Genomic DNA, 26,995 nt, shown 5'->3' with positions numbered 1-26,995 from the left:
GTTGTGGTAAAGCCTAATCAGCTTCGTCAAAACAGATCCAAAAAAAGAAGCGATAAAATAAATTTCGGTTTATTTTATCGCTTCTTTAAAGTAATCACTAAAAATGAGATGCTTTTTCAGTGGCCTCAATAATTTGAGGCTTTTTTTATGCGTTTACTTTTTCTTGTTTCTTCTGTTTAAAGCTTGCAATAACCAACAAGATCATTCCAAAGCTTACAGACATATCGGCAACGTTAAAAATTCCGGTTCTGAATACGCCACCTAAATCGATATGAAAAAAATCGGTCACTGATCCGTACATAAATCGATCAAAAACGTTGGCAATCCCACCACCTACAATGCAACAAAATGCAATCAGGCTTAATCTATCCAAGGTTTTGTTGGTGATGATATAATACAACACCCCACCTAATACAATGACCGGCAAAATCAATAATAAGATCCATTTTAATGTCGGACTCAACTCACTTCCCATACCTAAAAATGCGCCCGAGTTTTCTACTTTGGTCATGATAAAGGTGTCGCCTATGAGCTCAATCACTTCATTGGTTGCAATTTTGGCCCTAACGATGAATTTTGAAATTTGATCTATAGCAATATTGGCACAGATCAATAAGATGATGCTTGCTGTTCTGGATAACTTCATGGATTATGAATTAGGTGTGAACGATGCTGCAGCGGTCTGTGCCTCTTTGTTTATTTTTTTAACCAAACCTTGCAATACATTTCCTGGACCCACTTCAGTGAATAAAACAGCCCCATCTGCAATCATTTGTTGAACCGATTGTGTCCAGCGTACCGGTGCAGTCAATTGAGAGATTAAGTTAGCTTTGATGTCATTTTCATTGATCACTGCACTTGCGGTAACGTTTTGATAGATCGGGCAATTAGGTTTGCTGAACGGTGTGTTTTCAATAGCCGCTGCCAACTCTTCCCTTGCAGGTTCCATCAAAGGAGAATGGAATGCACCTCCAACTGGCAATACCAAAGCGCGTCTCGCGCCTGCTTCTTTCATAGCTTCGCAGGCACGGTTGATCGCATCTACTTCACCTGAAATGACCAATTGACCAGGGCAATTGTAGTTAGCTGCTACAACAATGCCTTCTGTTTTAGCGCATACATTTTCAACAATCGCATCTTCCAAGCCTAAAACGGCGGCCATAGTACCTGGTGTCACTTCGCAAGCCTTTTGCATGGCCAAAGCACGTGTAGATACCAATTTCAATCCGTCTTCAAAAGATAAAGCGCCATTGGCAACCAATGCTGAAAATTCACCTAATGAATGTCCTGCTACCATGTCCGGTCTAAATTTGCCGCCTAAAGTTTTGGCTAAAATCACCGAATGTAAAAAGATGGCTGGTTGTGTCACCTTAGTCTCTTTAAGGTCTTCTGCGGAACCTTCAAACATGATGTCGGTGATAGGAAAACCTAAAATTGAATTGGCCTTTTCAAAAAGCTCTTGGGCTTCGGCTGATTTTTCATAAAGGTCCAATCCCATTCCGGTAAATTGGGCCCCTTGACCTGGAAATATGTATGCGTTCATTTTTGTCAATTTTTAGTTGTGCAAAAATAGGAATATTTTTTTAGAGGCAGTCATACTTCCTTAGGAGAGAACTCAAAGTTCAAAAGTTTATGTTTTGAGTTCAATGTTTCAAGTTTTACAACAAGAATCGCTAATTACTAATCACCGAGCCTTTTCATTTCTTTCTTTGTGTTTTTTGTGTCTTCTAGGTGGAACTTTGTGGAACAACTATTTTTCATCAATCAACAATCAACAATCAACAATCAACAATCAACAATCAACAATCAACAATCAACAATCAACAATCATCAATCATCAATCAACAATCCATCAAACCTCTCCACAAGCTGCTTCCGCACAACGTTCACCATCCATTGCCGCTGAAACAATGCCACCTGCATAACCGCCGCCTTCGCCACAAGGGAAGAGATTTGAAATTTGAGGATGTTTTAAGCGTTCATTTCGGGGGATGCTCACTGGTGAGGATGTTCGTGATTCTACGCCTATAATGTTGGCTTCTTCGGTATAATAACCTTTCATTTTTTCACCAAAAATTTTGAATCCGTTGCGCAGACTAGAGCCAATAAGTTTAGGAAGTAAGGAGTGTAACGGCGCCGATTTCAATCCCGGTTGATACGAACTCGGGTTGAGGCTGTCCGAAAGTTTACCTTCCACAAAATCTGTTAAACGTTGGGCTGGAGCGGTTTGGCTTCTGCCGCCAGCGGTAAACGCCAACTGCTCTAAATTCTTTTGATATTCCAAAGCTTTAAAAACGCCGAAATGTTCATATTTATATAAATCCCTATGGGTATTAATTTCAACCACGATGCCTGAATTTGCAAATTGATTGTTTCGTTTGGACGGCGACATGCCATTGACCACCACCTCACCATTTGCTGTGGCTGAAGGCACGATAAATCCGCCAGGACACATGCAAAATGAATAAACACCTCTGCCATTGACTTGCTCTACGATACTGTAAGAAGCGGCCGGCAATAAGGCGTCACGATCTCCACTGCAACTATATTGTATGGAATCAATAATATGTTGTGGATGTTCCACCCGAACACCCATGGCAAAGGACTTGGCTTCGACCGCAATATTTTTATCATTGAGCAGATAGTAAATATCTCTTGCAGAATGCCCTGTGGCCAAAATGACCTTGTTGACGTCCATCGCTTCGCCATTTTGAAGTACAAGCGACTTGATAGTATTATCTTTTATAATAAAGTCGGTGACCTTGGTGTTAAAGTGGACTTCTCCACCATGATTTGTGATGGTTTCTCGAATATTTTGAACGACTTTAGGGAGTTTGTTGGTGCCAATATGTGGATGGGCATCTACCAAAATCTGATCGGTAGCACCATGGAAAACGAGATTCTCAAAAATCCGACGGACATCGCCTCGTTTTAAGCTTCTCGTGTATAATTTACCATCGCTGTAAGTGCCTGCCCCGCCTTCGCCAAAACAATAATTGGAATCTTCATTTACAAAATGATCCTGATTGATGGCTTTCAAATCGCGGCGTCGGTCTTGAACATTTTTACCACGTTCCAGTACAATGGGTTTAAACCCCAATTCTACACACCGCAGTGCCGCATACATTCCCGCAGGTCCAAAACCGATGATGTGAACGGGTTTTGCTTTGGATACATCGCGATAATCAAAGTGATAATCAGAAGTTTCAGGAACAGGTTCGTTGATGTAAACTGCCACTTTATAATTGAAGATAATCTGCTTCTTTCTGGCATCGATGGATTTTCGAAGGACTTTAACCCCCGAAATCTTAGTTTTAGGAATACCAAGAAATTCAGCACTTTTATCTGTTAAAATATCTGGACGCTTCTCCTCTTGAAGGCTTACACGAAGCTGAATGTCTGTTATCATGATGCAAAATTAATTAAAAAGCAAGTAGGATAGGGTGAAGGAGTGTATTAAAACCTTTGGACCTATCTAATTTTCTTCATTCTCCATTTGGGAAGTGATAAACGGAATTCTGGGAGCTAAGAAATATCCAGTTAAACTGGCAAACAAGATGGGAATGAAATAGGTAAAACCTGTTAGTGTGGCTAATAGAATTGTAGTACTCATAGGCGTTCTCGTGACACATGCATTTATGGCCGCCATACAACTCACAATAGTTAGCGATAGACTTATAGAAGGAATAAATTGATGAATGATCAATCCTAAGGTGGCGCCACAAAAAAACAGAGGAATAATAAAACCGCCCCGCCACCCTGAAGTCACCGTTATCGCAATGGCTATAATTTTGAATATTAGAATGGCGATGAGCATTTTGAGTGAAAAGTCACTGAGCAGGAGTGTGTTAAGTTCGTAATGGCTAAAATATCTCGTCAATGGCAGATAATATGCAATAATGCCCAAAGAAATACCGCCAATGAGCGTTTTTATATAAATAGGAACTACTAAATTAGAAAACAGCTGCTTTAGGGTTTTGGTGCAAAAAATAAACAACCAACCAAAACAAGTGGCGATGATGGCAAAAAACACCGCATATAAGAAATCGAATTTGCTCAACATTTCGTAGGATGGCAAATTCCAGAGTGCACCCAAGCTCAATCTTGTGATCAATGCAAACACCAAATAACTAAAACAGCTGGCCACGAATGCGGGCATGATCGCTTTATAATATTCAACCGCATGTTTATGATGCAGAATTTCAAGTGCGAACAAACTTCCCCCTAAAGGTGCGCCAAACATGGCCGTAAAACCGGATGCCATCCCAGCAATACTCATGGAGCGTAAGTCTTCACCTTTTAAACGGAATAATTTACCAAACCAAGTGCCCGCTGATCCGACTACCTGGACCAACGGTGCTTCTGGGCCGAGGCTTCCACCTGATGCAATACACAGTAAGGAAGATAAGATCATGGACGGATTGTTCTTAGGATCAAGCTTTCCTTTATTAAACCGAATATTGTTGACAATCAAATGGATCTCACCTGGGTCTCCAATGAAATGAATGATCAAACCAGCCAACAAGCCGCAGATGGCCATGGTTGGAATGACAAGCCAGCCATCAAAATTGGCCAATTGATGTGTAAAATACTCAAGGACCAACCAATATAATCCAGCAATGACCCCGCCAAAAAGACCTAGAAATGCCCAAAGGATAAATTTTCTACTGAATAAAAACGGGTTGAACCGAATGGGTTGATCTAGAATATTAAGGTAGGTAACTAACTTCCTTCTTCTTTTAAGCTTCACTTTTTAGGCTTTATCTTCTTTGGTAAGTAACAAATGAAAAAGAGTATTTGTGATTCCCGTCTTTTTGATGAGAGATGTTTTCGGTTTCCATCCAAACAGAAGGATCTATTTTTGGAAAAAAGGCATCCCCATCAAAACGTTCATGAACGCGGGTCAATTCAATCTTATCGGCATAAGGCATGGCTTGTCGGTAAATTTCTCCACCGCCAATAATAAATGGTTGCGGATCATTTTTGGCGGCATCCAGAGCATCCTCAATATTATGCACCACAATAACACCAGGAGGAACCTGGTACTTCTGCTGGCGTGTAATAACAATGTGCGTTCTATTGGGAAGTGGTTTGCCGAAACTCTCAAAAGTTTTTCTTCCCATAATAATGCAATGACTGGAGGTCAAGGTCTTAAAACGTTTTAAATCGTCACTCAAATGCCAGATCAGCTGGTTGTCCTTACCGATGGTGTCATTTTCTCCGGCCGCAGCAATGAGGGTAAGGTTTTTATGGACTTTCGTTTTTTTTTCAGTCAGAGCAGTAGATTCCAAAGGATGCGTCTTTTCAACCTCTGCCTGAAGTTTTGAAATACGTTCTTTTTGTTTGGCTACCAACTTGCTCAATTGGGCCTCCTCCCACGACTTGCCCATAAATTTATGAGTAATAAACACATTGAAAAGATGGAAAACAAAAAGAAATAACCAAGCTAATATGGCAAATACAAACCAATCCAATCCCCATATCTTGGTCTGTTCTCCTATGCCAATCACGGTGTTTAAAAGGATGAGAAAAAGTGCACCTATCAAGAAGATTACAAAATGGTAGTATAAACGTTTCTTTTGCTTTATTCTGCGCTGTGCAGTTTCAATGAGCTCTAGTTGCTCTTTGTCTATTTTTTCTACAGGTTTTTTTTTGCCGAACATGAGGTTGAAATTTTATGTAAAGTTAGTTTTTTTTGATGAAATGGTTAATTCAATCCTGTGTTCTTTAATATAAGTCATAAAATAAAGTGATTCTAAGGTGAATGTATTGAGAATCAGTGTGAAAGAAAATTAGAAATGCTGATGATACGATAATGGAATGTAGGTTTCATTACTAAGTTGAAATAAATTGAAACACATTATTAAGGAAATGATAAATCTTTGGTATTGCGATGGTTAAATGATTTAATTTGTTGAATTATGTTTATATTTGCCGCAAAATCAATTAATTTGAATTATGGCAATTACAAAACAATACTTAAAAAGTAAACCTATTTGTAAGGTGACTTTTACGGTACCTGCTGAAGACGCTAAAAAGGTAAGTGTTTTAGGAACTTTTAATGAATGGAATGAAAAAAAGGCTTTACAGCTTAAGAAACTAAAGAACGGAACGTTTAAAGGTACTATAGATTTAGAAAAAGACAACTCTTATGAGTTTAGATATCTGATAGATGGTACTTTCACCAACGATGAAGGCGCTGATGCTTACAAAATGAATGAGTTTGGCGGAGAAAATGCAGTTTTGAATCTGTAACAGAATCTTTAAGTAAAATAAAAAAGGTGTTTTCCAATTGGAAAACACCTTTTTTATTTTACAACCTATCTATAATCTGTATATTTTCAGTTGGGCAGTTCCGCAATCCTAATTTATGAGCAGATAAAAATCGCGATCTAAACCGCAACTGCTCCTTTAATATGTGGATGTGGATTGTAATCTTCCAAAGTGAAATCTTCAAACGTAAAGTCGAAAATATCTTTGACATCGGGGTTTAACATCATTTTTGGAAGCGGTCTGATGTCTCGGGACAATTGCAACTCTAACTGTTCAATATGGTTATTGTAAATGTGTGCATCGCCAAAGGTATGGATGAAATCACCTGCTTCATAACCACATACTTGCGCCATCATCATCGTGAGGAGCGCATAGGAGCCAATATTAAAAGGAACTCCTAAAAAGATATCCGCACTTCGTTGATACAACTGACAGGAGAGTTTGCCGTCAGCAACGTAAAATTGGAAAAAAGCATGACAAGGAGGGAGCGCCGCTTTCCCATTGGCCACATTTTCTGAAAATGACTTTGAGGTATCTGGTAATACCGAAGGGTTCCAGGCCGAAACCAACATACGCCGGCTATTGGGGTTGTTTTTAAGGGTGTCTACAATGTCTTTGATCTGATCAATCTCATCATTGTTCCAATTTCGCCATTGGTGTCCGTAAACAGGGCCTAGGTCGCCGTTGGCATCTGCCCATTCATTCCAGATTCTAACACCATTGTCGTTGAGGTAATTGATATTGGTATCACCTTTTAAAAACCAGAGTAATTCGTAAATTATGGATTTTAGGTGGAGTTTTTTAGTGGTCACCATCGGGAATCCTTCACTAAGATCAAAACGCATTTGATATCCAAAAATACTTTTGGTCCCAGTTCCGGTCCGGTCTCCTTTTTGGGTGCCGTTTTCTAATACATGCTTTACGAGGTCGTGATATTGTTTCATATTTATTTCCCACGAAAGTGGGAATCTCATTAAATTAGACGTTTATTTTACTTAAATGCCAAAATTAAAGAAAGTTAAGAACTTCCCGAAGTGATATGTGTGTTAAAGTTATAAGATGAAAAGTTACGAGGCTTCAGTTGTAGGATTACTACTTATGCATTAAGGAATGTTCTAATCCATTCGCTATAATGGTTAAAAAAGATATGGAAGGTTTTGAGATTTATAATTCCTATAGCGATCTAAACCTAATTCAGGAGTATTTAATTATCTATATACCAAATAGCTGAGTTATTATTTCAAAAACCAATTAGATTAAAAATGAAATTTTATAAATAAATGTTTCAGTACTATAGTGTGATATTAAATTTGATGATGAAGTGATGTTACGAACTTAAAACTTTAAGATTCCTGCCTTCGCAGGAACTGTTTACCCAATAATCATTCCCGCAATAGTGGCAGACAGTAATGATGCAATGGTTCCGCCAATAAGTGCTTTCATTCCAAATTCGGATAAGGTCTTGCGTTGTCCTGGAGCCAAAGACCCTATGCCGCCAATTTGAATACCGATGGATGCAAAGTTTGCAAATCCGCATAACATATACGTGGCCATAATAATTGATTTTTCGAACTTCAAATGGGTCACGTTCGCGACATTCTTAAGTTCCGCCAATTGGATATAGCCAACAAACTCGCTCGCCACCAATTTGATACCTAGCAACTGACCCATGAGTGCCATGTCTTCCTTGGCAACACCAATGAGCCACATTAAAGGCGAGAAAATATAACCTAAAATAAATTCCAACGAGAGCGCCGCATAAGGAGTGTTATTGGCTATTAATGCATTTAAACCAGTCACATTTCCGAGTTTCCCAAACCCATAATTGATCATCGCTATAAAAGCAATAAAAACCAAAAGCATGGCCCCAACATTGGCGGCTAATTTTAAACCTTCGGTTGTGCCATTGGCAATGGCATCCAGAATATTAGAGCCAATATTTTCCTGAGAAACCTCAATCTCTGTATTAATTGGTTTTTGTTGAGGGTATAACATTTTCGAAATCACGATTGCCCCTGGAGCAGCCATCACTGAGGCTGTCAACAAATGTTTGGCATAAAACAGCTTAAGGGCTTCATCTTCACCACCTAAAAATCCGATATAAGCAGCCAATACCCCGCCGGCAACAGTGGCCATTCCCCCAATCATGACCAAAAGAATTTCAGATTTTGTCATTTTCTCCAAATAGGCCTTGATCATTAAAGGGGCTTCCGTTTGGCCTAAGAAAATATTACCGGCCACGCTCAAACTTTCTGCACCAGAAATCTTTAAGAGCTTGGTCAATATCCAAGCCATGCCTGCTACTACTTTTTGAATTATTCCTAAATAAAATAGGACTGAGGTCAACGCGGAAAAGAAAATAATGGTCGGCAATACCTGAAACAAAAAGATAAACCCAAAACTGCTGATGTCCATCATGCCTCCAAGTAGAAATTCACTTCCCGCTTGAGTGAATTCCAAGACTTTTACGAACATCTTTCCAACGATTTCGAATGTTTTTTGTATAAACGGAACCTTCAAAACTCCAATGGCCAATAACAACTGTGCTGCGAGTCCGAAGCCAATAGTTTTCCAATTGATGGCTTTCCTGTTTTGGCTCAATATATAAGATAGAAATAGCAATACAAACATGCCTAAGGCTCCACGGAGCAAGCTGGACATTGTAAAGCCCTGGCTGGCAATTATGCTGCTGGTTGCCGCTTCTGTGACAATTGATGGGGTATGTGGCGTAGAAAAAATATAGTTGGCCTCTTCTTTTTGAAGAACTAATGTCGAATCAGTTAAGTTTTTGATTTTAAATCGCTCAATATCTTCGGATGCATTGTCATAGTATAAGACTAGCAATTTGTTTTGGGTGATATAATTGCCTTTGGATGCACTCGTGTCTTTGGCCTTTAAATATAAGACGAAGTCACCGTCTGAAAGATTTAAGACATCCGTATCTGAATTGATATTGTAAAGATGGACACCTTGATTATCTTGGACGGCTTCCAATTGCCATTTCTTTTCTATGCTTTGTGCTAATGTGGTTATTACTCCAAAAAAAATAGCTATAAAAGCTAAAAAGAAATGTTTCATCTGATAGATTGTTTAGCGTTTGGAGATTTCATCTCTCAGTTTTGCGGCCAACTCATAATCTTCGCTTAAAACCGCTTGTTCCAATAAGGTATGAAGTTCTGCTAAGGTTTTGTTTTTGTAGTCATCCTGTATGGTAGATTCTATTTCCTCAGCTACCAGATCATCCAGAAGGATGCTGTCTTGCTGCTCTTCATCTTTTTGAGGATTTACTTTGAGATAGATTCCAGCCTTGTCTAGGATGTTCTTATAAGTGAAAATTGGTGCCTGAAAACGAAGTGCCAAAGCGATGGCGTCACTCGTTCGGGCGTCTATGATTTCTTCAATCTTATCACGTTCACAGATTAAACTGGAATAAAACACACCATCTACCAATTTATGAATGATGACCTGTTTGACAACAATATCAAATCGATCAGCGAAATTTTTAAAAAGATCGTGGGTTAATGGGCGTGGTGGGCGAATTTCCTTTTCGAGAGCAATGGCAATTGATTGAGCCTCAAAAGCTCCAATGACAATTGGGAGTTTGCGATCGCCATCTACTTCATTCAATATCAGGGCATACGCACCATTTTGCGTTTGGCTATAGGATATTCCCTTTATGTTCAATCGGACTAAACTCATATAAAATAAAAGACAAATAACTGCTTAAATTAGGACTTTACCAACTGTGATCACTATATTTTTTTGGGAAGAGCCCCAGAGAAAAAAGATTGTGAAAATTTTTGCCACAAATGCATGAAACCTTTTTTGGATTTTGGTCATGCATTTATGGCAACTAATTTTTGCACCAGTCGCATTGCTGCTACAAGTTAAGAAATTTAAGCGTTTTGTGCCTTAAATTCTTTTAATTTTTCTGTGAGTTTTGGAACCACTTCAAATGCATCGCCCACTACACCGTAGTCTGCGGCCTTAAAAAATGGAGCTTCTGGATCCGTATTGATCACTACTTTTACCTTAGAAGCATTGATACCCGCTAAGTGTTGGATAGCTCCGGAGATGCCAATGGCAATATATAAGTTTGCTGCCACAGGTTTTCCGGTTTGGCCTACGTGTTCGCCGTGCGGTCTCCAACCTAAATCAGAAACTGGCTTTGAACACGCTGTGGCTGCACCCAATACTTTGGCTAAATCCTCAATCATTCCCCAATTTTCAGGGCCTTTCAGGCCGCGTCCACCAGAAACTACAATTTCTGCATCTGCAATGGTTACGGTGTTGGTAGCCTTCTCAACTGAGTCCACATGAACTCCGTTCTCTGGAATGGATGGCGAAAAATCTTCAGCAGTTGCACTTCCAGATTGTTCTTTTAATCCGAAGGCATTTTTTGAAACCCCAACAATTTTTACGTCGGTGTCAATAGTTGAAAAGACAAACGCTTTATTGGTGAAAGCAGTGCGTTTTACTGTAAATGGCGATACACTTTTTGGTGCTTCAACCACGTTGGAGGCATAGCCGGCATCTAAACCAACCGCCAATAATGGTGCAAGGTATTTGCTGTCGGCACTTGAGCTGACCACAACTACCTTTGTACCTTCCTTTTCAGCTGCTTGTTTGATAATATTGGCGTATGTTTTGGCATTAAAGTCATCCAACTTTGAATGGTTTACCTTTAATACTTTATCAACCCCATATGCCCCCAATTCTGAAACGTCATTGGCGTTAATGGTGATTGCAGTTACCGTCGTCCCCATTTGGTCCGCAACAGCTTTTGCGTAAGAAGCCACTTCAAAAGCAACTTTCTTGAATTTTCCTTCTTCTGATTCTGTATATACTAAAACTGACATAATCTTTTATTTTTTATCATTCCCACGAAAGTGGAAATCTCATGATTAATTTCTAAATTTTCAATGGTCAAACTCCAAGTTCCAAGGTTTTGGATTGGAATTCAATTTCGGAATTTTATATAACCTTCGCTTCATTATGAAGTAAGTTCACCAGTTCGTCCAGGTTATCAGGAGACACCATTTTCACAGCCCCTCTTGGTTCTGGTTTTTCAAACTTAACGGTGGTTGTTTCTTTGGTGGCTTCAACTGGCTCTACTACATTTAATGGCTTTTGGCGTGCCTGCATTATTCCTCTCATGTTTGGAATACGCAAATCGCTCTCTTCAACCAAGCCTTTCTGGCCACCAATAACAAGTGGCAAGGATGTAGAAACCGTTTCTTTTCCGCCATCGATTTCTCTAACTGCTTTGGCCTTTGTGCCCTCTACTTCGAGACTGATACAATTGGTCACAAAGTTGGCATCAATTAATTCGGCCAACATACCTGGAACCATACCGCCATTGTAGTCAATAGATTCACGGCCTGCGATAACCAAATCGTAGCCGCCATCTTTAACCACGTTTGCCAATTGTTTGGCAACTGCAAAACCATCGGTGGCGGGGGTGTTGACACGAATAGCGCTATCAGCACCAATTGCCAATGCTTTGCGTAAGGTAGGTTCAGTTTCTGGACCACCAACGTTAATAACATCCACGGTGGCACCTTGTTTTTCCTTAAACCACATCGCTCGCGTTAAGCCAAATTCATCATTCGGATTGATGACAAATTGCATTCCATTTGTGTCAAGTTTGGTGTTGTCATCCGTGAAATTAATCTTTGAAGTCGTATCAGGTACGTGACTAATACATACAAGTATTTTCATGTTTTATAATTTTAATAAATTAATAGTTTTGGGGAAGAATACAGGAAACTTCCACTGAAAACTGTTGCCTATCGGAACAGGTTACGAAGTTAATTATTTTAGACGACATACTTACTATGCATGCATAATAAATTTTGCTAAAAATTACTTTTTTGACGATTTCGTTCTTAATGCGATAAAATTCTAATGAATTTCTGAAGATTCTATATGAATGAGTGCTATAATAACTTGAACTTAGGAATCAAATCTGATTCTATTATGGGTTATTTTGAGTAAGCGAATATTCTTTATGATTCATTAAGTCGGAAATCTTAAGTATAGAGGCGTTCCATTAGTCTGATTTCTGATTCAAGCGTATTTTTTTGTGCGACTTCGTGGAGAACTGCTTAGAGCAATAATGTGAATTTGGGTGTTTTTTGTGCTTACAGAAATGTTAGATTTCCTTAAATCTAAAGAACTTTAGAAGCTTCAGTTTTATTCGCTTAAAAATGTTGTTATTTTATTATCAATAATTGTTACTTTTGCTACTCGATTTATAACATTAACTAAAAAAGTTCTTCTCTTTGGAACGACGGAGCCAAATGTCCTGAGCAAACCAAAGTGAAGCGAAGATGTGAATGAAGACAATTCAATTTAGAGAGGCTATCTGTGAAGCCATGAGCGAAGAAATGCGTCGTGATGAGAATATTTATCTGATGGGTGAAGAAGTAGCAGAATATAATGGTGCCTACAAGGCATCAAAAGGGATGCTGGACGAATTTGGACCCAAACGTGTGATTGATACACCCATTGCAGAACTTGGTTTTGCTGGTGTAGCCATTGGCTCAACCATGACCGGTTGTCGTCCAATTGTGGAATATATGACCTTTAACTTCTGCTTGGTTGGGATTGATCAAATTATCAACAATGCGGCTAAAATCAGACAAATGTCAGGAGGTCAGTTTCCATGTCCTATCGTATTTAGAGGCCCAACCGCTTCGGCAGGTCAGCTGGGAGCAACTCACTCTCAGGCTTTTGAAAACTGGTTTGCCAACACTCCAGGATTGAAAGTAGTGGTACCATCAACACCTTATGATGCGAAAGGTCTTTTAAAATCTGCCATTCGTGATGACGATCCTGTTATTTTTATGGAAAGTGAGCAAATGTACGGTGACAAAGGAGAAGTTCCTGAAGGTGAATATACCATTCCACTAGGCGTTGCGGAGGTTAAGCGTGAAGGCTCAGATGTGACCATTGTTTCTTTTGGAAAGATTATTAAGGAAGCATTCAAAGCTGCGGATGAATTGGCAAAGGAAGGCATTTCATGTGAAATCATCGATTTGAGAACCGTTCGTCCTTTGGATAAGGAAGCAATCTTAACATCGGTAAAGAAAACGAACAGATTGGTTGTTTTGGAAGAGGCGTGGCCGTTTGGAAACATTTCTACAGAAATAACCTATATTGTTCAATCAGAAGCCTTTGATTATTTGGATGCACCGGTCGTAAAAATCAATACTGCCGATACGCCAGCCCCTTACTCACCAGGACTTTTTAGGGAATGGTTGCCTGATAGCAATGAGGTGGTAAAAGCAGTTAAAAAAGTAATGTATAAATAAAATCGTTCCCGATACGATAATTATCGGGAGCACGTTATTATAACTTCATTGACACTTGTGTTGATGAAGTTTTTTGTCTTATGAACCTAAATCTTAGCGTCCTACTTTTTTTCTTCGGAATATGTTCCGTCTTCGCCCAAACCAAGGTGAGTGGTTATGTGTTTGATGAAGACGATGTTTCCGTTGCCTATGCCAATGTGCTTTTTAAAGGTTCAACCGAGGGAACCATTACAAATGAAAATGGTCGATTTTATTTGGAATCTGAACACACCTACGATACACTCATTATCTCTTTTATCGGCTATGAGACTTTAGAGATTCCGCTGACAAAGAAAGTCAACTACGATTTAAAATTCATCTTAAAAGAAGATGCCGGTCAATTGGACGAGGTTTTTATTGTTACTGGAAAACAGTCTAAAAAAGAAAGTGAAAACCCTGCCATTGGCATTTTAAAGAAAATTTGGGAGCGCAAACGTCAAAACGGATTGCGCCAATTTAAGCAATACGAGTATGACAAGTACGAAAAAGTGGAGTTTGACATCAATACTATCGACAGTGCTTTGATCAAAAGCAAATTGTTTAGGGGCATGGAGTTTGTCTTTGACCAAGTTGATACCAGTAAGGTCACAGGGAAGACCTATCTGCCCATTTTTATAAACGAAGCACGGAGCAAAGTGTTTGGTGATAATTTAAAAAAGAGAGAAAAGGAAGATCTTAAAGGGAATAAAAATTCCGGATTTAGCAATAATCAGATTATTATTGACTTTGTAGACGATCTCTATTCCGACTTTGATATTTATGACAACTACCTCAAGTTTTTTGATAAAAGCTTTGTAAGCCCCTTGTCAAGAACGGGTATCAACACCTATAATTATGTCCTTCGCGATAGTACATTTATAGATAATAAATGGTGCTATAACATTATCTATTATCCACGTCGAAAGAACGAGCTCACCTTTAAAGGCAATTTTTGGGTCAATGACACCACTTTCGCCATAAAGGAGATTAATATGCAGGCATCAAAAAGTGCAAATATCAACTGGGTAAAGGAAATTTATATCGAACAGGAGTTTGAAGTTTTGAATGACTCCATTTTCTTGATTAAACGAGATTATTTTATGTCGGATTTCGCCTTTAATAAAAAAGAGAAATCACGGGGTATTTATGGAAAGCGTACCACCCTTTATGATAACTATAGGTTTGACATTCCCAAAGACGATAAATTTTATAGCAAAGAAGTGTATAACTATAATGAAGATATTTATAACAGAGGTGATGACTTCTGGGAAGCCAACCGAATGGAAGCCTTGAGTCAGGATGAAAAGGGCGTTTATAAAATGTTGGATACGCTTAAAACTGTCAAAAAATTCAAGCGCTTATATAATTTGGGAAGTATTTTAGCATCAGGCTACGTTGAATTTACGGATATCAATTTTGATTATGGTCCTATTTTCTCCACTTTTGGTTTTAATGAAGTGGAAGGTATCCGGCTTAGAACAGGAGGTAGAACATATTTTGGTCCGAACGATCTTTGGCGATTGGAGGGATTTTTAGCTTACGGATTTAAAGATGATAAATTCAAATATGGTATTTCTGGAAAATGGCTGATTGACAAGCGGAACCGATTTATTGTTTCAGCGGGTCATCGCCGCGATGTCGAACAAATAGGGGTTAATCTAACCTCATCCACAGATGTTTTAGGTAGAAGTTTGGCGTCATCATCCCTATTTGGGACCAGTACCAACGATAAGCTGACCAGTGTGAATTTTACAACCGTGGCCATGGAACTTGAACCTGTGAGAAATTTGGTATTCAGACTGAGTGGAACTTATAAAACGCTGATTTCCGCTTCGGATACGTTTAGCTTGGATTATTACGCAGATGAGACTCAAACCACCACAGAATCTGAGATTGTACAGTATGAAAATGCCTTTTCTGTTTCCTATTATCCAGGACGAAAGATGACAGGTTTTGGGGTGGAGCGACATATCTCCAATGATGGCTTTCCAAGTTTGTTTGCGCAAGTGACTCGAGGAGATAAATCCATATTGAAAAGTGATTTTGATTATACCAAGGTCCAGTTTTCTTATATCCAACCGTGGCATATAGGTGCCTACGGAAGGCTGACCACTACGATTGAAGCCGGTAAAACTTTTGGTGAAGTGCCTTTGGGACTTTTAAATGTTGTGCCAGGTAACCAATCTTATTTTTCTATATACAATACCTTTTCGCAGTTGGATTACTATGAGTTTGTGACCGATACCTACACCTCTTTACATTTGGAGCATAACTTCAATGGACGGTTTTTTTCAAGAATTCCATTTTTGCGCAAGTTGAATCTTCGTGAAATCGTCGGAGTAAGAGGTGTTTGGGGAGATGTTTCAGAAGCTAACAGAGATTTGAATGCCTCTGGATTAACCTATCTGGCACCTACAGATAAAATATACTATGAATATAGTGTTGGGGTAGGGAATATCTTTAAGGTCTTCAGAATCGATTTTAACTTTAGAGGCAACTATCTTGATACTCCCGGTGCTCGTAATTTTGGGATAACGGGAAGTTTTGGGTTTAATTTTTAAAATTAGGTCATCCTGCTCATAAGGTAATCTTATGTAAGACATTGACATCATTTCTTATGTGCTTCATATTTTTGAATGGTTTTTAAAAATTAAGATAGGACAGAAATATTCTTTCTGACCTTCCTGTCATAGATAAAAATGCTATGATGATGTTTTAATTAATTGGTAGATTGCCCATCTGTAACGATGCAATTTTTTTAAACACCACTAAAACATCGATTTCATTATAGTATTGTCAATAAATGAATTGATTGTCTTTTATCCAAAGAAAGTTTATGTGATCAATGTTCTTTGAGTTAAAATTTAGGAGCGCTAACCTCCCAAAATGAAAATTCGCCCCATATTCAATTGTACATAACAAACACTTCCGTATCTTTGCACGCCGCAAAAAAATGAAGATCAAGTAACATAAGCCACTAATCAAAAGGCTATTAAAATAAATAAACACCATGAGTGCTAAAGGAAAAAAAACATTTGACGTATTGATTGAAATACCTAAAGGAAGCCGAAACAAATTTGAATACGATTTTGAATTAAAGAAAATCCGCTTTGACCGATTGCTGTTTTCTTCCATGATGTATCCTGCCGATTATGGCTTTATTCCGGAAACTTTAGCCTTGGACGGTGATCCGTTGGATGTTTTGGTTTTAGGAACCGAACCAACATTTCCAATGTGTGTTATGGAAGTAAAACCAATTGGTGTTTTCCATATGGCGGACGAAATGGGAAATGACGAAAAGATTATCTGTGTGCCAGTTTCAGACCCTATTTGGAATACGCTTAACGATCTATCAGATGTAAATCAACATCAAGTTAAGGAAATAGAGCATTTCTTTCAAGTTTATAAAGATTTGGAAAAGAAAAAAGTTGATGTTGGTGGTTGGGGCACTGCAGAAGTGGCTTATGACATCGTCAACAAATGCGTTGATCGTTATGAAAATAGTGAGCATAAAACCAATGGAAACTTCACTATTTAGGACATTTCACTTCATATAATTATCAAGAACCTCTTATAAAGCTTAAGGGGTTTTTTATTTCTCATTGATTTTATTACTTTAGCACCCGTTTAAAACAATCCAATCTAATACTATAATATGGAATCAATGATGATTTATATGCCAATTGCAATGGCGGCCTTAGGGTTAATTTACATGCTCATTAAGAAATCATGGGTGTTGAAACAAGATGCAGGAGATGGTAGAATGAAAGAAATTTCAGATTATATCTACGAAGGCTCACTCGCATTCTTAAATGCAGAATATCGTTTGTTATCTATTTTTGTTGTCGTGGTGAGTATTTTGCTCGCCATTGTTTCTTTTGTCGTGCCAACAACCCATTGGTTAATTGTCATTGCTTTTATTTTTGGGGCAGTATTTTCAGCGTTTGCTGGTAATATTGGAATGAAAATTGCCACTAAAACTAACGTCAGAACTACACAAGCCGCAAAAACGAGTTTGCCAAATGCGCTGAAGGTGTCTTTTGGTGGAGGTACTGTGATGGGGCTTGGAGTTGCCGGTTTGGCAGTTTTGGGTTTGACGGCATTCTTTATCTTTTTCTTTTGGTTCTTTATGGATAGTACATGGACCAACACTATGGATATGACAATCGTCTTGGAAACTCTTGCAGGGTTTTCTCTTGGTGCTGAATCTATTGCATTATTTGCTCGTGTTGGTGGTGGAATTTACACGAAAGCAGCCGACGTTGGAGCTGATTTGGTTGGTAAAGTTGAAGCTGGTATTCCGGAAGATGATCCGCGGAACCCTGCAACCATCGCAGATAACGTGGGTGATAACGTAGGTGATGTTGCCGGGATGGGAGCCGATTTGTTTGGTTCTTATGTGGCGACTGTTTTAGCGGCTATGGTATTAGGGAATTATGTAATTAAGGATATGGGTGGTGCCATTACAGATGCGTTTGGCGGGATTGGACCTGTCTTATTGCCGATGTCCATTGCAGGTGCAGGTATTATCATTTCGGTAATAGGAACCATGTTGGTAAAAATCACAAGTAATGATGCCAAAGAAGCACAGGTTATGGGCGCTTTAAACCTCGGGAACTGGGTGTCTATTGCCCTTGTTGCTATTTCTTGTTATGTTTTGGTCACTTGGATGTTGCCGGAAACCATGAAAATGGATTTCTTTGGTGAAGGCCTTCAAGATATATCTTCCATGCGTGTGTTTTATGCCACTTTGGTCGGATTGTTTGTCGGGGCGATGATTTCTTCAATTACTGAGTTTTACACAGGATTGGGTAAAAAACCAGTCTTAAAAATCGTAGAGCAATCAAGTACTGGAGCAGGAACCAATATTATTGCAGGTTTGGCTACAGGAATGATTTCTACATTTCCTTCAATACTTTTATTTGCGGGTGCAATATGGGCATCTTATGCTTTTGCCGGATTTTACGGAGTAGCTTTGGCGGCATCAGCAATGATGGCAACCACAGGAATGCAATTGGCTATTGACGCCTTCGGACCGATTGCGGATAACGCAGGCGGTATTGCCGAAATGAGTGAGCAAGATCCTATTGTCAGAGAGCGTACTGATATCTTGGATGCCGTAGGAAATACAACGGCCGCCACTGGTAAAGGTTTTGCTATTGCCTCAGCAGCATTGACCTCATTGGCCTTATTTGCTGCCTATGTTACTTTTACGGAAATTGACGGTATTAATATTTTTAAAGCTCCCGTGTTGGCCATGTTGTTTGTTGGCGGAATGGTTCCGGTAGTATTTTCTGCTTTGGCAATGAATGCGGTCGGAAAAGCGGCCATGCAGATGGTTGAGGAAGTCCGCCGTCAGTTCAGGGAAATCCCAGGGATCATGGAAGGTACTGCAAAGCCTCAATACGATAAATGTGTGGCTATTTCGACAGAAGCATCCTTAAGAGAAATGATACTCCCGGGCTTGTTGACCATTGGCCTTCCATTGCTCATTGCTTTCGTACCAATGATTTTCGGAATGAATAATTTGGCTATTGCCGAAATGTTAGGAGGTTATATGGCCGGAGTAACTGTGAGTGGTGTTCTTTGGGCCATTTTTCAGAATAACGCTGGTGGCGCTTGGGACAATGCTAAAAAATCTTTTGAGGCTGGTGTATTGATCAACGGAGAAATGACCTATAAAGGTTCAGAGGCGCATAAAGCAGCCGTTACCGGAGATACCGTTGGAGATCCGTTCAAGGATACGTCTGGACCATCTATGAACATTTTAATCAAGTTGACTTGTTTGATCGGTTTGGTAATCGCGCCTATTTTAGGAGGACACGCTATCACAAGTACGGTAACTAGTACACAATTTGTCGAAACTACCAATGGCGTTACAGAGGCCTTAGAAATAGAAATGATTTCTGTAGATGCTGACAATGCTAAAGCTGTCGTGACGAAGACGTTTACGGATAATGGTAAAGTAATGGAAGAAGAGAGTGTTCTCGAAGGTACTTTGGAAGAAGTAAAAACAGCTGTTGCCAAATTACAAGCTGAGAATAAAAAATAAATAATCTGTAATAAAATTCTTAAGAAAGGCTATATCTCCATGATGTAGCCTTTTCTTTTTTTATTAACTTAGTCCTTATGAATTATGAGGATCTCACCACATTAGGAATCGCATTTGGTCTTGGCCTTCTGGTCGGGATGCAGCGTGAGAAGCATAATAAGGATCAGATTGCTGGGGTTAGAACCTTTACGCTTATATCCGTTTTAGGTGTGATTGCTGGTTTTTTGACACGGCTTTATGACAATCCGTATGTATTGCCTCTTATTGGGTTGGCGATGGCGGCTATGCTCATTACCGCCAATATAATGAAGCTTAAAAAGCAGGACAATCCTACCATGGGCCAGACCACTGAAATGGCCGCCCTGATGATGTTTGCCATTGGAGCTTATTTGGTGGTTGGAGATCGTGTGGTAGGTGTGATTATGGGTGCTGCCATTGCCATTCTACTCTATGTTAAAGATCATCTCCATAAGTTTATTGGCGATTTGGAAGATAATGATGTCTCAGCCATCATGATTTTGGCAGGTATCAGTTTAATTATCCTTCCAATTTTACCAGATAAAACCTTCGGACCCTTCGACGTATTAAATCTACGGAATATCTGGCTTATGGTGACTTTAATTGTCGGGATCAGCGTTATTGGGTATTTTATCTATAAATTTATTGGGAAAAAATATGGGATTTTATCCAACGGCATCTTGGGTGGGATTATCAGCAGCACAGCAACCACAGTCAGTTACGCCCGATTCACCAAAAAAAGTAAAAATATTCATAAGGCCTCTGCATTTGTCATTTTCTCGGCGGCAACGGTGTCGTTGGTTCGAGTAATGATAGAAATTGGTGCGGTTATCCCGAGTCAACTTTCTAAAGTCGTATTGCCTATCGTGGCTTTATTTTTAATGATGATTGGCCTCTCCGTCGTTCTTTTTTATCTCATCAATAAGAAAAGTAAGTCTGACGACATGCCAAAACCAAAAAATCCGGCGCAACTAACAAGCGCTCTGATGTTTGGTGCCATTTATGCCATTATTCTTTTGGCGGTTGCATTTACTCAACAAGAATTAGGTGATAAAGGTTTGTATGTTGCCGCTTTTGTAGGGGGCTTGGCAAATAAGGATGCCATAACCTTGTCGCTCTCGAAAAGTATTGGAAGCGGACTGGATGCAAACTTTGGCTGGCGCTTGATTGTCGTGGCTTCATTGTCCAATTTATTATTCAAGATTGTACTTTGCGCCATCTTGGGGACAAAACAATTGACAAAATGGATGGCCCTCTTTTTTGGAGCGGCCATTCTTGGAGGATTACTGATACTATGGCTTTGGCCGGATTCATGGCATTTATAATATGGGATTATTTAAAAAAGACCCCTTGCAGGTCATCGTTTTTCAAAGTTATGGCACTTCATCACATCTGTATGTAAGAGGACGGGCTCTTGAAGACGAATCTATCGATTTGGAAGGTAAGCATCCCATTAAGTTATTGATCAATGCCTATAAACGCTTTGAATCGGATGAAATAAGACACGCCAGGTTGCTGTTGAAATTATCTGACGGCCGGATTTTTGAAACGGTGACCGATGATGAAGGTTATTTTCTTTTGGATGAAAAGGTGGAAGGTTTAGACGTTTTGGCCAATGAAGAAGGTTGGGTGTCTTTTGAAGTGGCGTACAAGGATTTTACATCCAAGCGTATTATTCAATTGGAAAATCGATTTCCTGGAGAAATGTTGATTCCAGGTTTGAGTCAGGGACAGGATTCAAAAGAGGTTTCATTTGGTGTGGCGAGCGATATTGATGATACCATTTTACATACGGGATTGGTGTCGACACTGAAATGGCGGGTCATCTATAATACTTTTTTGAAACGTGCTTCAAAACGATCTCCGCTGGAAGGTGCTGCTGAATTTTATCATCTTTTGCATCGGGGCAAAACTGGCAATGAGGCAAATCCCATCTTTTATGTCAGCCATAGTCCGTGGAATATGTATCGCTACTTGGAATTTTTTTTAAAGAAGAACAATTTCCCAAAAGGTCCAATTCTCCTTCGCGATTTCGGAAACTTCCTCAATCGGAAGAAAAACAAAGAAAAGCCTCGGAAGCAGCAAGAAATTTTGAACATTTTAAAGACTTATCCGAAACTGAAACTCATTTTAATTGGTGACAGTGGCGAACACGATGCTGATATTTATTTGGAAATAGCAGAGCTTCATCCTGACCGGATTCTAGCCATTTATTTAAGAAGCGTTAAACACAAAAGGAAAATGCTACGGGTAAAAGGCATATATGAGAATTATAAAACAACGCCTGTACTTCTGGTGGATAGCAGTAAACAAGCTATGGAGCATGCCCGTGAGAATGGGTTTATTAGTGAAACCCTATTTTGACAGGCACGATGTGCGCATACAACATAGTTGGTTGAACTAATCCCGCATTTTAGCGGGATCTTGATATTGAGAAAGGTCTGAATAAGTTTCAACGTCACCAGCTAAACCCGAACGGGCAGGTCTGTATTCCAGCCTCTTGATTGATAGAACGCAGATAACGCTGATTGTTTATGATTCTCACTGATTTCGTTAGATAGCTTTCAGCAGAGTTCAGACCGCAATCTTATGTAATCAACTCTCATCCACAACGCTATAAAATCTAAGATTTCAGCCTCTTGAAATACTCATAAATCTCATACTGCGACCGAATCTCCGGTTTTTTTCCGGCTTTTACGTACTCGTTTTTCTGATCTGCATCAATAATTCGGGCCTTTACATTGTCCGCCATTTCAATGTCAATCACATCCCTTATGATTTTAAAGTTCTCAGGATCCAAAACAGGGGTGACCACCTCAATGCGATGGGATAAATTGCGAGTCATCCAATCGGCAGAACCGATATACATTTTTTCATCACCTCCATTTCCGAAAATATAAATGCGGCCATGTTCTAAAAACCGATCCAAAATACTGGTGACCTTTATGTTTTTGCTTTGGCCTTTGATTCCTGGTACTAAACTGCACATGCCCCTTACCAACAATTTGATTTTAACTCCTTTATTGCTGGCTTCATAAAGCAATTTGATCATTTTTTTATCTTCCAGACTGTTCATCTTCAAGATCATATAAGCTTCTTTTCCAGCTTGGGCCAAGTGGATCTCCCGTTCAACCAAACTCACAAATTTATTGCGCATGTTAAAAGGGGAGATCAATAATTTTTTTGCTTTAGGTACGATAAAAATACCTTCCAGGACCAGAAACAGCTTATTGAGATCCTCAGTAATTTTTTTATTGTTGGTCATCAACCCAAAATCGGTATAAAGGGTTGCCGTGTTTTCGTTAAAATTTCCGGTCCCAATATAGCAATACGGCTTAATTACTTCATCAACTTGACGTTCAATATATATTATTTTGGAATGGACTTTAATTCCAGGATAGCTGTAGATCACCTGAGCGCCATTTTCTTTAAAAATCTCACCCCATTTCAAATTGTTTTTTTCATCAAAACGTGCCTTGACCTCAATAAAAACAATGACCTTTTTTCCGTTTTTGGCAGCTCTTGCAATGGCATTATTTAAACGTGATTCCTCCGCCACCCGATAAAGTGTCATCTTTATAGTTGTCACTTTCGGGTCTTCTGCGGCCTCCTCCAACAGTTTAATAACGGGCTCAAAGGACTGATAGGGATAGTGGGCCAATTGATCTTTAGTGTCAATAGCTTCAAACATAGAGTTAAACTTTGAAGTCACCGGATGATCAAGTGGTGGAAATTCTTCAAAATAAAAGTTTTTATTGGTTGGATTTGGGAAATTGAAAAAATCCTTAAAATTATGATAACTGCCTCCTAAGACCACATCTACATTGGTAACATCCAAAGCTTTTTTCAGGATCTTTTGGAAACTCTCTGGCATACGCCTGTCAATCAAGACTCGAGTGGCCTGACCTGTCTCACGCATAGGAAGCGATGCTTTAATTTTTTCCATGAGATTACCAGAAAACTCATCTTCAATATAAAGTTCAGCATCCCGAGATATTTTGATGGCATAATAGGATAAGTCGAGTTCCGGTTGCGTCCTGTAGAGATTGTATTTGATGATATCATCAATAAATGTGATATAATGCGCTTCGTTTTCTATAGTTGGTTGAGAACTCTTACCTGCATGAAGACTTGGAAACACAAAGAAACGAGGTTCATCTTTTGGTATTTGAACCACTTGAAATTTATCCTTTGAGATTGATGCTGTTATATAGGAGCTTTCGTTCTCTACAAAGACAGAATCTTTTGTCGAAAAAATCGAATTTTTAAAATCAATTTTAGATTTTAGGTTAGATTCGAAATAGTCTTTAGCTACCTTTTTTTGCGCTTCTGAAAAATCCTTATATTTTATCAAATGGATCCCTTCTTTCTTTAAGTCCGGGATGATTTCGTTCTGAAAAATTTGGCCGAATTCCTCTTGGAGCAGATCGACTTGTACTTTGATTTCGGCGAGTACGCGATTAGGTTTGCTGACCAATTTTTTACGAAGGGCCTTATCTAAATCCTTGACCTGCCTTATATCGGAAACCCTGACCCTGAAAAACTCATCTAAATTGGATGAAAAAATGGCCATGAACTTGATGCGTTCATAAAGTGGATTGCGCTTGTCTGCAACTTCTTGCAAAACGCGATGGTTAAAGCGTAACCATGAAAGATCACGATGATAATATTTAGTGTTATATAAAGGTAATGCCATAAATGAATATCAATAGTCGATCTCTCTTTCAGAATTTTCTAAAACTTATTTCAAAAAAATTTAGAAATGGAAAAATACACTTTTTAGCGTAAAAGAGTGTTAGAAAAATGATAAGGTCTTAAAATAATCCATGAATTTCTGCATCAATCGTGGTGATAATACTTCCCAAGTCCTCAGGATTTGAAACAAAATCTAAATTGTCAACATCAATAATCAAGAGTTTTCCTTTGTTATATCCGTGGATCCAAGCTTCATATCTTTCGTTCAATCGGCTTAGATAATCAATGCTGATGGAGTTTTCGTACTCTCTTCCCCGACTGTGGATTTGCTTGACCAGGTTAGGAATGGAACTGCGAAGATAAATTAAGAGGTCTGGACCCTGAACAAAGGACTCCATCAATTCAAATAACGCTCGGTAATTCTCGAAATCCCTGTTGGTCATAAGTCCCATGGCATGTAGGTTGGGTGCAAAAATATGGGAATCTTCATAGATGGTACGGTCTTGAATAATGTCCTTCCCGCTTTCACGAATCTGCAGGACCTGTCGAAATCGACTGTTTAAGAAATAGACCTGCAAGTTAAAACTCCAGCGTTCCATTTGATTGTAAAAGTCATCCAAATACGGATTGTCAACAACATCTTCCAATTGCGCCTCCCATCTATAATGTTTGGCTAATAATTTTGTGAGCGTGGTTTTCCCAGCGCCAATATTTCCGGCGATTGCAACATGCATATTTATCTGATTTTTAGTTGGAACTGATGAAGCGTTTCATCGGTGTAAATATACAAGCTTTCATTGGTTACTAAAAACTGTTTTATTAACAATTCAGGGAGGTGGATAGGGATGAGTTGGGGGGTGTCTTTGGCCAAAAAATAAAGTTTCTGATCACGTTGGATAATTAAATTGCCGTTGTCCTCCGCGATATGAATGAAACCGTCATTTTTTATTTTAGAAATGGTACTTCCAAAATAATTATAGGTGTACAAGAATTTTTCGGTAAGCAGCCAACTGTAGTTATAATTGCTCATAAGGTCCAGTACTTTTGATTCTACTGGCATGGTAGTGGCTCTTGTTTTGTTGGTTTTATAATCAAAAAGCTCTAAGTGCTGTGTGTCCTGATTGAAAATCCAAATGGTGTTATCCGATCCTGTAGAAATGTGGGTAATGTTTTTATAAGGTTGGATGTTGTTGAAATCGATTTTGTAGATTTCAGAGAGTCGATTGTCCAAAATCAAAACCGTGTTGAAATTTTTATAAAACATATTGATTTTTAAAGGATTGAAAGCATTTGCTGAGGTGATTGCTCCCAATTGCACATTGCTGTAACTATAGTTCTGGTTGGGTTCTTTTTTGTAGAAAGTGTTGCCAACGGTATAGAAAAGTGCTCCGAAATTATCAATATGGATAAGCTGATCCGCTGTTAAGGGAAACGTACCTATAATTTCGGTAGTGATTCTTTCTTGGGAAAACAGTGCTATCGAAAAAAAGAAGGAAAAATATAGAAGGCTTTTCATTATGGATTGAAATTTACAAAAATCGAACCACAAATTAGCAAATTAACTTATGGCCAAGGCCTCTAAAGTGTAAAAGTATTAGAATTTGAGAAAGGCGATAATATTCTCCTCAGGTGTTTTTGTGAAAAATTTAACGTTTGTTGATTTAACTATTTGGAGTTTATATAGTCCAACTGTAATGTTATATTTCTTAAACCACATCATACTAACAAAACGAATACAATGAAATCACACTCTTTTAAAATACTTGCCAGCTTTATCTTTTTGATTTCTGGAACGATAATGGCCCAAGACTTTCAAGGCAAAGCCTATTACCAATCAAAAACCACTATGGATATGAGCAATTTTGGTGGTCAGCAAATGACTGAACAGCAAAGGAAAATGATGGCCGAACGTATGAAAAGCATGCTGGAGAAAACCTTTATTCTAAGCTTCAATAGAACGGAATCTATTTATAAAGAAGAGGAGAAGTTGGCAGCACCAGGTGCGGGTGGTGGTAGATGGGGCGGTATGATGGGCAGTTTTACAGCTGGCGCACAATATAAAAACGTAAAAGACCAACAGTTGATTCAAGACCAAGAATTCTTCGGAAAGCAATTTTTAATCAAGGATTCAATTCCGAAACTGGAATGGAAAATGGAAAGTGAATCGAAGCAAATTGGACAATACCTTTGTTTTAAAGCTACCGCTGTTAAAAAAGTTGACGACATGGACTTTTCAAATATGAGACGTCGTAATAGAGATAACGAGCAAAGGCAGGGTGAAAAATCGAAGGACACTGCAAAATCAACCAATCTCATGGATGAAATTGAAGTGCCAAAGGAAATTCTTGTTACCGCGTGGTACACACCACAAATTCCCGTTAATCAGGGTCCAGGCGAGTATTGGGGACTTCCAGGCTTGATTTTGGAAGTCAATTCAGGCCGTACCACTATTCTGTGTTCAAAAATTGAGATCAATCCCACCGATAAAACAGAGATTAAAGCACCATCAAAAGGTAAGGTAGTTACCAAAAAGGAATACGAGGACATCGTCAAGGAGAAAATGGAAGAAATGCAAGAAATGTACGGTGGCAGAGGTCGTGGCTCCCGTCGTTAAAATACAATT

The 26,995-nt window shown here is 39.0% G+C and carries 21 protein-coding genes; 8 read left to right on the top strand and 13 right to left on the bottom strand.

Features of this window, described 5'->3' with window-relative positions:
* Positions 1–145: 145 nt before the first annotated feature.
* The 5 genes from lspA to G6N06_RS13845 form a co-directional block, all read right to left on the bottom strand.
* Positions 146–646: a signal peptidase II gene (gene lspA / locus G6N06_RS13865; RefSeq protein ID WP_163517375.1), complete on the bottom strand. Its 501-nt coding sequence runs from the start codon at positions 644–646 to the stop codon at positions 146–148.
* A 3-nt stretch (positions 647–649) separates the two neighbouring features.
* Positions 650–1,543 carry an ACP S-malonyltransferase gene (gene fabD, locus G6N06_RS13860; RefSeq protein ID WP_163517373.1) on the bottom strand — a complete coding sequence of 298 codons (894 nt, stop codon included), beginning with the start codon at positions 1,541–1,543 and terminating at the stop codon, positions 650–652.
* Between the two features lie 309 nt (positions 1,544–1,852).
* A complete protein-coding gene (locus tag G6N06_RS13855) occupies positions 1,853–3,409 on the bottom strand; it encodes an NAD(P)/FAD-dependent oxidoreductase (protein WP_163517371.1) in 1,557 nt (518 codons plus the stop codon).
* Positions 3,410–3,475: 66 nt separating this feature from the next.
* A complete protein-coding gene (locus G6N06_RS13850; RefSeq protein WP_163517370.1) occupies positions 3,476–4,750 on the bottom strand; it encodes a chloride channel protein in 1,275 nt (424 codons plus the stop codon).
* Positions 4,751–4,760: 10 nt separating this feature from the next.
* Positions 4,761–5,663, bottom strand: coding sequence for a dihydrofolate reductase (locus G6N06_RS13845; RefSeq protein WP_163517368.1), 903 nt, complete (start codon positions 5,661–5,663; stop codon positions 4,761–4,763).
* Between the two features lie 295 nt (positions 5,664–5,958).
* On the opposite strand from G6N06_RS13845, the gene G6N06_RS13840 reads away from it, so the two are divergent.
* Positions 5,959–6,255, top strand: a complete 297-nt coding sequence (locus G6N06_RS13840) for an isoamylase early set domain-containing protein (RefSeq protein ID WP_163517367.1) — start codon at positions 5,959–5,961, stop codon at positions 6,253–6,255.
* Positions 6,256–6,392: 137 nt separating this feature from the next.
* Here G6N06_RS13840 and G6N06_RS13835 read toward each other — a convergent pair whose 3' ends face one another.
* The 5 genes from G6N06_RS13835 to G6N06_RS13815 all read right to left on the bottom strand — a co-directional run bounded on the left by G6N06_RS13835 (position 6,393) and on the right by G6N06_RS13815 (position 11,994).
* The gene (locus G6N06_RS13835) at positions 6,393–7,217 is read right to left on the bottom strand and encodes a thymidylate synthase (RefSeq protein ID WP_163517366.1); all 825 of its coding nucleotides are present in this window, start codon (positions 7,215–7,217) and stop codon (positions 6,393–6,395) included.
* 427 nt (positions 7,218–7,644) lie between these two features.
* Positions 7,645–9,351, bottom strand: coding sequence for a nucleoside transporter C-terminal domain-containing protein (locus G6N06_RS13830; protein ID WP_163517364.1), 1,707 nt, complete (start codon positions 9,349–9,351; stop codon positions 7,645–7,647).
* Positions 9,352–9,363: 12 nt separating this feature from the next.
* On the bottom strand, positions 9,364–9,972 hold the full coding sequence (locus G6N06_RS13825; RefSeq protein ID WP_163517363.1) for a bifunctional nuclease family protein: 609 nt from the start codon (positions 9,970–9,972) through the stop codon (positions 9,364–9,366).
* Positions 9,973–10,169: 197 nt separating this feature from the next.
* Positions 10,170–11,132: an electron transfer flavoprotein subunit alpha/FixB family protein gene (locus G6N06_RS13820; protein WP_163517361.1), complete on the bottom strand. Its 963-nt coding sequence runs from the start codon at positions 11,130–11,132 to the stop codon at positions 10,170–10,172.
* Positions 11,133–11,247: 115 nt separating this feature from the next.
* The gene (locus G6N06_RS13815) at positions 11,248–11,994 is read right to left on the bottom strand and encodes an electron transfer flavoprotein subunit beta/FixA family protein (RefSeq protein ID WP_163517359.1); all 747 of its coding nucleotides are present in this window, start codon (positions 11,992–11,994) and stop codon (positions 11,248–11,250) included.
* A gap of 617 nt (positions 11,995–12,611) precedes the next feature.
* On the opposite strand from G6N06_RS13815, the gene G6N06_RS13810 reads away from it, so the two are divergent.
* The 6 genes from G6N06_RS13810 (at position 12,612) to G6N06_RS13785 (ending at position 22,041) form a co-directional block, all read left to right on the top strand.
* Positions 12,612–13,589 carry a pyruvate dehydrogenase complex E1 component subunit beta gene (locus G6N06_RS13810; protein WP_163517357.1) on the top strand — a complete coding sequence of 326 codons (978 nt, stop codon included), beginning with the start codon at positions 12,612–12,614 and terminating at the stop codon, positions 13,587–13,589.
* A gap of 80 nt (positions 13,590–13,669) precedes the next feature.
* A complete protein-coding gene (locus tag G6N06_RS13805) occupies positions 13,670–16,168 on the top strand; it encodes a DUF5686 and carboxypeptidase-like regulatory domain-containing protein (RefSeq protein ID WP_163517356.1) in 2,499 nt (832 codons plus the stop codon).
* 449 nt (positions 16,169–16,617) lie between these two features.
* Positions 16,618–17,145, top strand: coding sequence for an inorganic diphosphatase (locus tag G6N06_RS13800; protein ID WP_163517355.1), 528 nt, complete (start codon positions 16,618–16,620; stop codon positions 17,143–17,145).
* A 117-nt stretch (positions 17,146–17,262) separates the two neighbouring features.
* Entirely contained in the window at positions 17,263–19,659 is a 2,397-nt protein-coding gene (locus G6N06_RS13795) for a sodium-translocating pyrophosphatase (RefSeq protein ID WP_163517354.1), read from the top strand.
* A gap of 77 nt (positions 19,660–19,736) precedes the next feature.
* On the top strand, positions 19,737–21,002 hold the full coding sequence (locus G6N06_RS13790) for an MgtC/SapB family protein (protein WP_163517352.1): 1,266 nt from the start codon (positions 19,737–19,739) through the stop codon (positions 21,000–21,002).
* Position 21,003: 1 nt separating this feature from the next.
* Positions 21,004–22,041: an App1 family protein phosphatidate phosphatase gene (locus G6N06_RS13785; RefSeq protein WP_163517351.1), complete on the top strand. Its 1,038-nt coding sequence runs from the start codon at positions 21,004–21,006 to the stop codon at positions 22,039–22,041.
* A 259-nt stretch (positions 22,042–22,300) separates the two neighbouring features.
* Here the strand turns inward: G6N06_RS13785 and ppk1 are convergent, their stop codons facing one another.
* From ppk1 to G6N06_RS13770, 3 genes are all read right to left on the bottom strand, one after another.
* Complete coding sequence (gene ppk1, locus G6N06_RS13780; protein WP_163517350.1) at positions 22,301–24,373, bottom strand: polyphosphate kinase 1; 2,073 nt, start codon at positions 24,371–24,373, stop codon at positions 22,301–22,303.
* 118 nt (positions 24,374–24,491) lie between these two features.
* A complete protein-coding gene (locus G6N06_RS13775) occupies positions 24,492–25,106 on the bottom strand; it encodes a deoxynucleoside kinase (RefSeq protein ID WP_163517349.1) in 615 nt (204 codons plus the stop codon).
* Positions 25,107–25,108: 2 nt separating this feature from the next.
* Positions 25,109–25,888 (bottom strand): hypothetical protein, encoded by a 780-nt coding sequence (locus G6N06_RS13770; protein WP_163517347.1) that lies wholly within the window; start codon positions 25,886–25,888, stop codon positions 25,109–25,111.
* 222 nt (positions 25,889–26,110) lie between these two features.
* On the opposite strand from G6N06_RS13770, the gene G6N06_RS13765 reads away from it, so the two are divergent.
* The gene (locus G6N06_RS13765; RefSeq protein ID WP_163517346.1) at positions 26,111–26,986 is read left to right on the top strand and encodes a GLPGLI family protein; all 876 of its coding nucleotides are present in this window, start codon (positions 26,111–26,113) and stop codon (positions 26,984–26,986) included.
* The last annotated feature ends 9 nt before the right edge of the window (positions 26,987–26,995 follow it).

Source organism: Gelidibacter japonicus (assembly GCF_010725055.1).
In the GTDB taxonomy this organism is placed as follows: Bacteria; Bacteroidota; Bacteroidia; order Flavobacteriales; family Flavobacteriaceae; genus Gelidibacter; species Gelidibacter japonicus.
This window is presented reverse-complemented; position numbering and strand designations above follow the sequence as displayed.